This window comes from Paraburkholderia sp. Ac-20342 (assembly GCF_017104985.1).
Lineage (GTDB): Bacteria > Pseudomonadota > Gammaproteobacteria > Burkholderiales > Burkholderiaceae > Paraburkholderia.
Genome location: NZ_JAAGPQ010000097.1, coordinates 19,572 through 27,410 on the forward strand (window position 1 = coordinate 19,572; position 7,839 = coordinate 27,410).

The 7,839-nt window shown below is 66.6% G+C and carries 8 protein-coding genes; 1 reads left to right on the forward strand and 7 read right to left on the reverse strand.

Annotation, left to right across the window (positions count from 1 at the left end; genetic code table 11):
* Positions 1-209: 209 nt before the first annotated feature.
* The 7 genes from G3N58_RS28430 to G3N58_RS28460 all read right to left on the reverse strand — a co-directional run bounded on the left by G3N58_RS28430 (position 210) and on the right by G3N58_RS28460 (position 7,004).
* Positions 210-1,025 carry a c-type cytochrome gene (locus G3N58_RS28430; RefSeq protein WP_206000852.1) on the reverse strand — a complete coding sequence of 272 codons (816 nt, stop codon included), beginning with the start codon at positions 1,023-1,025 and terminating at the stop codon, positions 210-212.
* Entirely contained in the window at positions 1,022-2,647 is a 1,626-nt protein-coding gene (locus tag G3N58_RS28435) for a b(o/a)3-type cytochrome-c oxidase subunit 1 (protein ID WP_167049725.1), read from the reverse strand. The genes G3N58_RS28430 and G3N58_RS28435 overlap by 4 nt, the downstream gene beginning before the upstream one ends.
* Positions 2,634-3,206, reverse strand: a complete 573-nt coding sequence (locus tag G3N58_RS28440) for a cytochrome C oxidase subunit II (protein ID WP_167049727.1) — start codon at positions 3,204-3,206, stop codon at positions 2,634-2,636. The genes G3N58_RS28435 and G3N58_RS28440 overlap by 14 nt, the downstream gene beginning before the upstream one ends.
* A gap of 2 nt (positions 3,207-3,208) precedes the next feature.
* Entirely contained in the window at positions 3,209-3,382 is a 174-nt protein-coding gene (locus G3N58_RS28445) for a hypothetical protein (protein WP_167049729.1), read from the reverse strand.
* A 35-nt stretch (positions 3,383-3,417) separates the two neighbouring features.
* A complete protein-coding gene (locus G3N58_RS28450) occupies positions 3,418-4,683 on the reverse strand; it encodes a cytochrome c (RefSeq protein ID WP_240159354.1) in 1,266 nt (421 codons plus the stop codon).
* 227 nt (positions 4,684-4,910) lie between these two features.
* Positions 4,911-5,630: a c-type cytochrome gene (locus tag G3N58_RS28455; RefSeq protein ID WP_167283515.1), complete on the reverse strand. Its 720-nt coding sequence runs from the start codon at positions 5,628-5,630 to the stop codon at positions 4,911-4,913.
* Between the two features lie 492 nt (positions 5,631-6,122).
* A complete protein-coding gene (locus tag G3N58_RS28460) occupies positions 6,123-7,004 on the reverse strand; it encodes a LysR family transcriptional regulator (RefSeq protein ID WP_206000853.1) in 882 nt (293 codons plus the stop codon).
* A 94-nt stretch (positions 7,005-7,098) separates the two neighbouring features.
* On the opposite strand from G3N58_RS28460, the gene G3N58_RS28465 reads away from it, so the two are divergent.
* Positions 7,099-7,839, forward strand: a 741-nt coding sequence (locus G3N58_RS28465; RefSeq protein ID WP_241017264.1) for an MFS transporter, incomplete at its 3' end; no start/stop codon positions are given.

Here is a 7,839-nt window from a genome sequence, read left to right on the forward strand (position 1 = left end):
ATTGATTTATCTCAAGCCGCACGCGCCATCAAGCCGGCAAAACCATAACGTTTTCTTGCCGTCCGCCGTCGTCCCTTCATGGGGTATCGCTTAAATTTTAATCACACGTTGCGACCGGATCGGCGCGGCCTCGGGCGCGGCATACATGGCCGGGTCGTCCGTCGCCGCGGATTCGTACCGGGAATGCGCGCCATCAAGCCGGTCGTGCGTTACGGCATCGCCGCATAGTACTTCGCGAGACTTTCGATTTCCTCGGGCGTCATTTGCCGCGCGACGTTGCGCATCTGCTCGTTGATGTCGTTATGCCGGTCGCCCGCCGCGAACGCGTGCAGCTGCGCCGCCAGATAAACCGCCGATTGCCCGCCGAGCCACGGCGCCGCGCCCTTGCGGTCGAGCTGTCCGTGGCAGGCCGCGCAGGGCGCGATATTGCGCTCGGGATCGCCCTGCATCGCGAGCCGCGCCGCGTTCGCATCGGGCTCCGCGCCGGCGCGCGAAGTTGACGATGTCGCTTCGGCGCGCGGCAGCGAAGCATAGTAAGCGGCCAGATCGTGCAGATCCTGCTCGCTGCGCGGCGCGATGATCGCCTGCATCACCGCGCTCAGGCGCTGGCCGCTCTGATAGTCGCGCAACTCCTTGTAGATCACGTCGGCGTATTGCCCCGCGAGCGCGGGCGCCGTGACCGGCGGTGTACCGGACACGCCGTGGCACATCGAGCAGTTCTGCGTCGCGATCGTCGCGCCGCGGCCGATCGAATCCGCCGCCGCATGCGTGACTCGCTGCGGCGGCAGCACGACCACTTCACTGGGCACCGTTGCCGGGACGCTCTTGTCGCCGCCGTACCAGCTCGACGGCACGCCCGCCGCGCCGCAGATGCGCGCCCAAAGATCGAGGCCGCCGAACGCCGTGCTCGCCGACGGCAGCCAGACGAAGCCGATCAGTATCGCGACGATCGCAATTGCGATCGTGCCGCCCACGCTCCATGTGAACCATGGATTGCGCAAGCTGAAGACGCGTTCCTCGTTCATCGCTGCGCTCCGATGACGACCGCCGGCACCGAAGTCTGCGGCAGCCTGAGCAGTTGCAGGATCGGCACGCTGTAGTTGACGACCGTGAGCCCGATCATCAGCGAGACCCACAGGCCGAAGCCGTTGAGCGCGACCGGCACGCGCTCGACCGGATGCGCGGCGGTCGCGAAACGGAATGCTTGCGGTTCGGTCGCGGGCCCGAACTGCGACTTCGCGAGGATATAGATGAACAGCCCCCCCGAGACGAGCAGGATCAGCCCGCCGACCGCCGACATGCCGACCCAGAACGCCTGCCCCTGCATGCCCGGCATGCTGTAGTCGTAATAGGCCATGCGGCGCGGCGCGCCGAGCAGGCCGACGTAGTGCCACGGCAGTGTCACGACCATCATGCCGATGAACCACAGCCACAACTGCGTGCGCACGAGCTTCGCCGAGCAGATCGCGCGGCCGGTCAATTGCGGCCACAGTTCATACGCGATCGCGAAGTACATGATGACGATCGCGCCGCCGAAGATCAGGTGGAAGTGCCCGGTCACCCACTGCGTGTTGTGCACGGTCGAGTTCAGCTGATAGCTCATGTTGATGAGCCCGCCCGCGCCGCCGAAGCCGAGCATCACGAACGAGAACGCGATCACGAGCATCATCGGATTGCGCCACGGCAGCGCCGTGAGCCAGCCGAACGCGCCCTTGCCGCCGCGCAGCCGGCCCGCGATTTCGACCGACGCGCAGATCGTGAACACGGTCAGCAGCGTCGGCACCGACACCATGCCGGTGAACACCGCGTGCAGGAACTTGAAGCCCGCGCCGACCTGCGGATCGGCGAACAGATGGTGGATGCCGATCGGCATCGCGAACACGAGGAACAGGATGAACGACACGCGTGCCATCGAGTCGCTGTAGAGCCGTCCGCCGATCGCGCGCGGCACCAGCGTGTAGTACGCGATATACGCCGGGATCAGCCAGAAGTAGACGATCGCATGCAGCGTCCACGAGAACAGGATGCGCGCGAGGCCGGCGTCGATCGTCTTCGTGAGGCCGAAGGCGACCGGCAGGATCTGGAACAGGATTTCGAGCGCCGCGCCGACCGCGGTCCACGCCCACAGATACGCGCCCGCCACGTTGGCGAACATCGCGAGCGGCACCGGCTTGCCCGGATTGGCGCGCTTCCAGATGCGCAGGTTCACGTGCATCAGCGCGACCCAGATCCACGAGCCGATCACCACGAGCACCACGCCGAGGTAGTAGAACGGACTGCCGATCATCGGCGGATAGAACGTGTAGAGCACCGAGGCCTCGCCGAGCGCGACCGGCACCATCGCCATGACCGCGCCGACGAGCAGGATGAAGAACGCGGCCCATGCCCACTTGAGGCCCGCGAGGCGCTGCGCGAGCGCAAGCTCGACGATTGCGTAGCCGAAGCCCATCGCGACGAGCGTCGGCAGCGCGTAGGCCATCACGGTGCCGTGCGCGGTCACCGAGCGGTAGTACAGCTCGGGGTCGCCGACCCACGGCAGGAACGGGCTGCGCGCGAGCATCTGCCAGGCGCCGAGCACGAGCGCGACGAGGAACAGCACGAAGGCGAGCCAGAAATGCGCGAGAACGAGTCGCTTAGCGTGAAACACAGCTGAGTCTCCGTGATTGTCGGGCCTGCTCGAAGAAGGCGGCTTTGTCGATCACTTTCACGTGCGCCCACATGGTCTGATGGCCGAAGCCGCAGAACTCGTGACACGGCATCGCGTGGTCGGCGGGATGGTCGAAATAGGTGTTCAGCGTCGAGACGTAGCCGGGCACGATCATCGTGTTGATGTTGGTGTCGTTCACGAGCAGGCCGTGCACGACGTCGGCGCTCGTCGTGCGGATCGTGACCGGCGTGTCGGCGGGCACGAGCAGGCACTGCGGCGTGAACGAGTATTGCTGCGCGACGAAGCGCACGATCACCGAGCCGTCGGGCTGGACCGCGCTGCCGAGATTGTCCTCGACGAATTCGCCGGACAGTTGCAGCCGCGCGGGATCGATCGTCTCGACGCGCGAGGGCGGCATCATCGCCCAGTGCACGCCGGAGAACACGATCACGGCGAGCAGCAGCACGATCAGCGCGCTGGCGAAGATGGCCCAGCGGCGCTCGGCGCGTAACGCGACCGCATGGCCGCTATGGGGTTGATGGCTCGATTCGGTCGACATGGTCAGTGGATGATGCCGCGCGGCAGGAACACCAGAAAGTAGAAGCCGAACCAGATCGCGATGACGATCAGCGTCGCGACGCCGGCGAGCGCGATCGCGCCATGCGGACCGGCGGCGACGATGCGCTCGACTTCGGCGTCGGTGGGCGGCGCGTCGTGGGTGTCGTTCGCTTCCATCTTGCGGTTTTCTCCGTGTTGTCCGGGGCGGCGCGTCAATGCAGCGGCGCGTTGCGCAACGCGTTGACCTCGCGGGCCGTCACCGGCAGCCCGTGATTGCCCCACGCGGTGCGGATAAAGGTGACGACGGCGGCCGCCTCGGTGTCGTTCAGCTCCTGGCCGAACGGCGGCATGCCGTAGGGCTCCGGATTGCGCTTCGTGCCGGGCGGGAAGCCGCCGTTGAGCACGATGCGGATCGGGTTGACGGCCGAATCCATTTCGATCGACTGGTTGCCCGCGAGCGGTGGATAGTGCGGCAGTTGTCCCTCGCCGTTGGCGCCGTGGCAGAGCGCGCATTTGTCCGCGTAGATCTGTTTGCCGAGTGCGAACACCTGCGCGTCGGGCGTCGCGCTCGGGCCGCTCTTGCGGCCGCGATTGTCGGGCAGCGACTTCAGATAGACAGCCATCGCGCGGATGTCGTCGTCCGACAGATACTGCAGGCTGTGATAGGTGACTTCGGCCATCGGACCGTAGACCGCGCCGCGCTTCGAAATGCCGGCCTGCAGCAGATCGACGATGTCCTCGATGCTCCAGTCGCCGAGGCCGCCGTCCTTGTCGGACGTGAGCGACGGCGCGTACCAGTTCTGCACCGGAATCAGCCCGCCCGCGAACTGCTCGCGCTGCGACGAGCCGCCGAGCATGTTGATGCGCGTATGGCACATCGAGCAGTGTCCGAGCCCTTCGACGAGATACGCGCCCCGGTTCCACTCGACCGACTGGGCCGGATCGGGTTTGAACTCGCCCTCGTGGAAATACAGCGTGCGCCAGCCGTACAGCAGCTCGCGCTGGTTGAACGGAAAGCGCAGCGTGTGCTTGCGGTTCGGTTCGCGCACCGGCTCGACGGTTCTCAGGAATGCGAAGATCGCATCCGAGTCTTCGCGCGTGACCTTCGTGTATTGCGCAATCGGCATGGCCGGATAGATCAGCGTGCCGTCGGGCTTGCGGCCCGTGCGCATCATCTTGAAGAAGGCGTCCTCGCTCCACGTGCCGATGCCGTATTGCGGATCGGGCGTGATGTTCGGCGAATAGAGCGTGCCGAACGGCGTGTCCATCGCGAGGCCGCCCGCGAACAGCTTGCCGCGCGGCGCGGTGTGGCAGGCGATGCAGTCGCCGGCGCGCGCCAGATACTCGCCGCGCTTGACGAGGTCGGAGCGGGGGGCGGCGGTGGGTGTGGTGACCGCGGTGGTTGCGGTTGTCGTTGCGTTGGCGGCGGCGGGCGTGGCTTGCGGCGCCGCGGCATGGGCCGTGGTGATCAACGGCATGGCCGGCAGATCGACAAGCAGGCCAGCGCCGCTCGCGATGAGGCCAGCTGCCAGCGAGCCGGCCGCGAGCGATCTCATTGTGTGGCGCGGCTTGCCAAGGCGCGTGACGAAACGCGGAATGGAACTCGACCCGGAAGAACTCAACCCGGATCTCACACCACGATCCGAGCCGAAGCCCAGCCTCGCACCCAGCGAGCGCAGCCAATCCGGCGAACGACGTATCGGCTTCATTGCGGCTGGCTCCCACAGGCGAGCGGCAGCGGCCCGGCGGCCGTCGGCGCGGGCCGCGGATCGGCCGGACGCGGCTGGCGCGCGAGCCAGCTCGACACCGCGGTGATGTCGCGGTCGCTCAGCTTGACCGCGATCGTATGCATGCAGTCCGGCGCGAGCGCGTGACGCGTGCCCGAGCGCCACGTGCCCATCTGTCCGGCGATATAGCTCGCATGCAGGCCGAGCAGCCCCGGAATGCCCGGCTGCGTGCCGGTCATGCGCGCGCCGTGACAGGCGATGCAGGCCGGTATCTTGCGCGCCGGGTCGCCGTGCCGCACGAGCCGCTCGCCCGCGGCGAGCACCTCGGGCGATACGTTGCCGTGATCGGCCTCGGGATAGGGCGGTTGCAGATCGGCGAAATACTGGCTGATCTTGCGCAGATAGTCGTCGGGCAGAAACGCGAGCAGATAGCCCATCGGCGGATAGGTACGGCCGCCGTCGCGAAACGCGGTGAGCTGGTTGAACAGATAGTCGGCGGGCTTGCCCGCGATGCGCGGAAAGTAGTCGTTGTTCAGGCCCTGGCCCTGCACGCCGTGGCACGAGGTGCAGGCGCGCACGCGCTCGTCCATCGCCGAGGGCATCGCGCCGGGCACCTCGGCGGCCGCGAGCGACGCACCGCTGCCGAGCGCATACAGCAGAAATAGCAGAACTGAAGATCCGATGGTTCTACGATGCACGCGAGGCCTCGTCAGGGGAACGTTCTTTTCTCACGATCGATTTTTCATACGCGTTCGCGGGCTCTCAGGCGAATCCGGCCGGCGGCGCATGACGGACCATCGTGTGTTTCCTGCCCGTTGTTTTAAGGACTGCTTGAACAGCGAGGCGGAACCGGTTTGTTTGGCATCGCGAAGTATCGATTCGCGATGGCGATGCACTTGCATGGCGACAACGATGATGCACGCTGAATACGCCGAGGACGGCTGCTGCCGCACTGAGCATGAGCAACGCATTCAAACGGCTGCGTGGAGTCGGGCCAGGACAGCGCGCACAGGTTGCAGCAATTCAACAGGAGCGTCAATCGCAACGGCCGACGCTTCGACGGATTCTTGAGCTAGATCAAACCATGCTATGCACGATGCAACGCAATTTCAATGTGCGGGCGCACAGCGTCGCTTGAGCGATGCGGGTTGGTATGCGAATGCGATCGTCCGATGTCGGTGCGTGACGTCTTATGCGAAGAGCCGCATCAGCGCCGTGCGCGCATTGCTGACCCGTTCGCTTTCGCCGGGCCGCCCCGGCAGCAGATGAAACTCGACCGCGGGCAGCGCGGGCAAGCCCGTGTTGGCCGGGCAGGCCACCACGCCGTTGCCGGTCGACGATTCGTTCAGGCACGAGATGCCGAGCCCTGCCTTCAGCGCGAGTTGCAGACCCGCGACGCCCGAGGCCGAATGCGACACCACGTAGGCCACTTTGTGCTCGTCGAGCAGCTTGACGACGAAACGCTGCAACTGGCATGTCGACGGCAGCAGCACGAGGTGAAACGGCGCGGACGGTCGCGGCGCGGCATCGGCGGCGCTGACCCACAGCAGCTTTTCGCGCCGCACGACCGTGCTCGCCGGTGCGCCGCCGCGCGTGCGCGTCTGGCCGGTGACGAGCCGTGCCGACAACCCGATGTCGAACGAGGTGTGATCGTCGGCGCCGCTGTCGATCACCGCGCTCGGCAGCACCGTGACGTGCAGCCTCAGGCGCGGGTGCTGCTCGGAGAAGGCTTTCAGAATGCGCGCGATGTCGTGCGGCCGGTAATAGTCGGTGATCGCGATGCGCAGTTCGCCGTCGAGCGAGCGGCCCTGCAGGTCGTCGAATGCCGCTTCGCTCATTGCGATGATGCGCCGTGCATGATCGAGCAGCCGCTCGCCCGCAGGCGTCGTGCTGACGCCCTGCTTGCTGCGCACGAACAGCGGCTGGCCCGCGCGTTCCTCGAGCTTCTTCAACTGCTCGCTCACCGACGACTGCGACAGGAACACGCGTTCCGCGCCCGCCGACACGCTGCCCGATTCGGCGACGGCGACGAAAGTCCGCAACTGCGTGAGGTCGAATCCGCGCTGGCTCATGATTCGGTATTTCCGATGATGACGATCTGATTTTCCGGCTTTTCCGATGGAAAGCCCAGCCGTAGGATACCTCTGAATTCTTTCGGAGGGTGGAATGGACAACGAATCTGCGGCGCCGCTGGGCGGTGCGGTCGAACGCGGCGCGAAGCATCGCTGGAAGGTGCTCGGCGTGGGCTTTGCCGCGAACGCGAGCTTTTCGGCGGCGTTCTCGGGCATTCCGACGACGGCGGTTTTTCTACGCTCGGGCTATCACCTCGGCAACGACGGGCTCGGTCTCGTGCTCGGCATGCTCGGGCTTGGCATTGCGGTCAGCGAGTTGCCGTGGGGGCTGTTGACCGACCGCTGGGGCGACCGCCGCGTGCTGCTGCTCGGCTTGCTGTCGACCGCGGCCGCGCTCGCCGGTCTTGCGCTATTCGTGTCGCCGGGCGGCGCGCAGGTGCCGGGCATGACGCCGCTCGCGCTTGGCCTGCTGCTCGTCGGCCTGCTCGGTGGCAGCGTCAACGGATCGAGCGGCCGCGCCGTGATGGCGTGGTTTCGCGAAGGCGAGCGAGGTCTCGCGATGAGCATCCGGCAGACAGCCGTGCCGGCCGGCGGCGGGCTTGGTGCATTGGTGCTGCCGGTGCTCGTGTCGCGCTGCGGTTTTGCGAGCGCGTATGCGGTGCTGGCGGTGGCGTGCGCGGTGACGGCGTGGTTTGCGTGGTGCTGGCTGCATGAGCCGGCGCATTTGCGCGCGGAAGACGGGCAAAGGGCAGACGGCGCGAATGGAGCCAACGCGGCTAACGATGCTGGCGGCGCGGAACGGGCGCGCGGCACCCACGCCGCCCGCCCGGCTTGC

What these genes read in the sequence shown, in the direction of transcription:
- G3N58_RS28440 (WP_167049727.1), bottom strand. Translation starts at nt 3,206, where the DNA reads ATGTCGACCGAATCGAGCCATCAACCCCATAGCGGCCATGCGGTCGCG.
- G3N58_RS28450 (WP_240159354.1), bottom strand. Translation starts at nt 4,683, where the DNA reads ATGCCGTTGATCACCACGGCCCATGCCGCGGCGCCGCAAGCCACGCCC.
- G3N58_RS28430 (WP_206000852.1), bottom strand. Translation starts at nt 1,025, where the DNA reads ATGAACGAGGAACGCGTCTTCAGCTTGCGCAATCCATGGTTCACATGG.
- G3N58_RS28460 (WP_206000853.1), bottom strand. Translation starts at nt 7,004, where the DNA reads ATGAGCCAGCGCGGATTCGACCTCACGCAGTTGCGGACTTTCGTCGCC.
- G3N58_RS28445 (WP_167049729.1), bottom strand. Translation starts at nt 3,382, where the DNA reads ATGGAAGCGAACGACACCCACGACGCGCCGCCCACCGACGCCGAAGTC.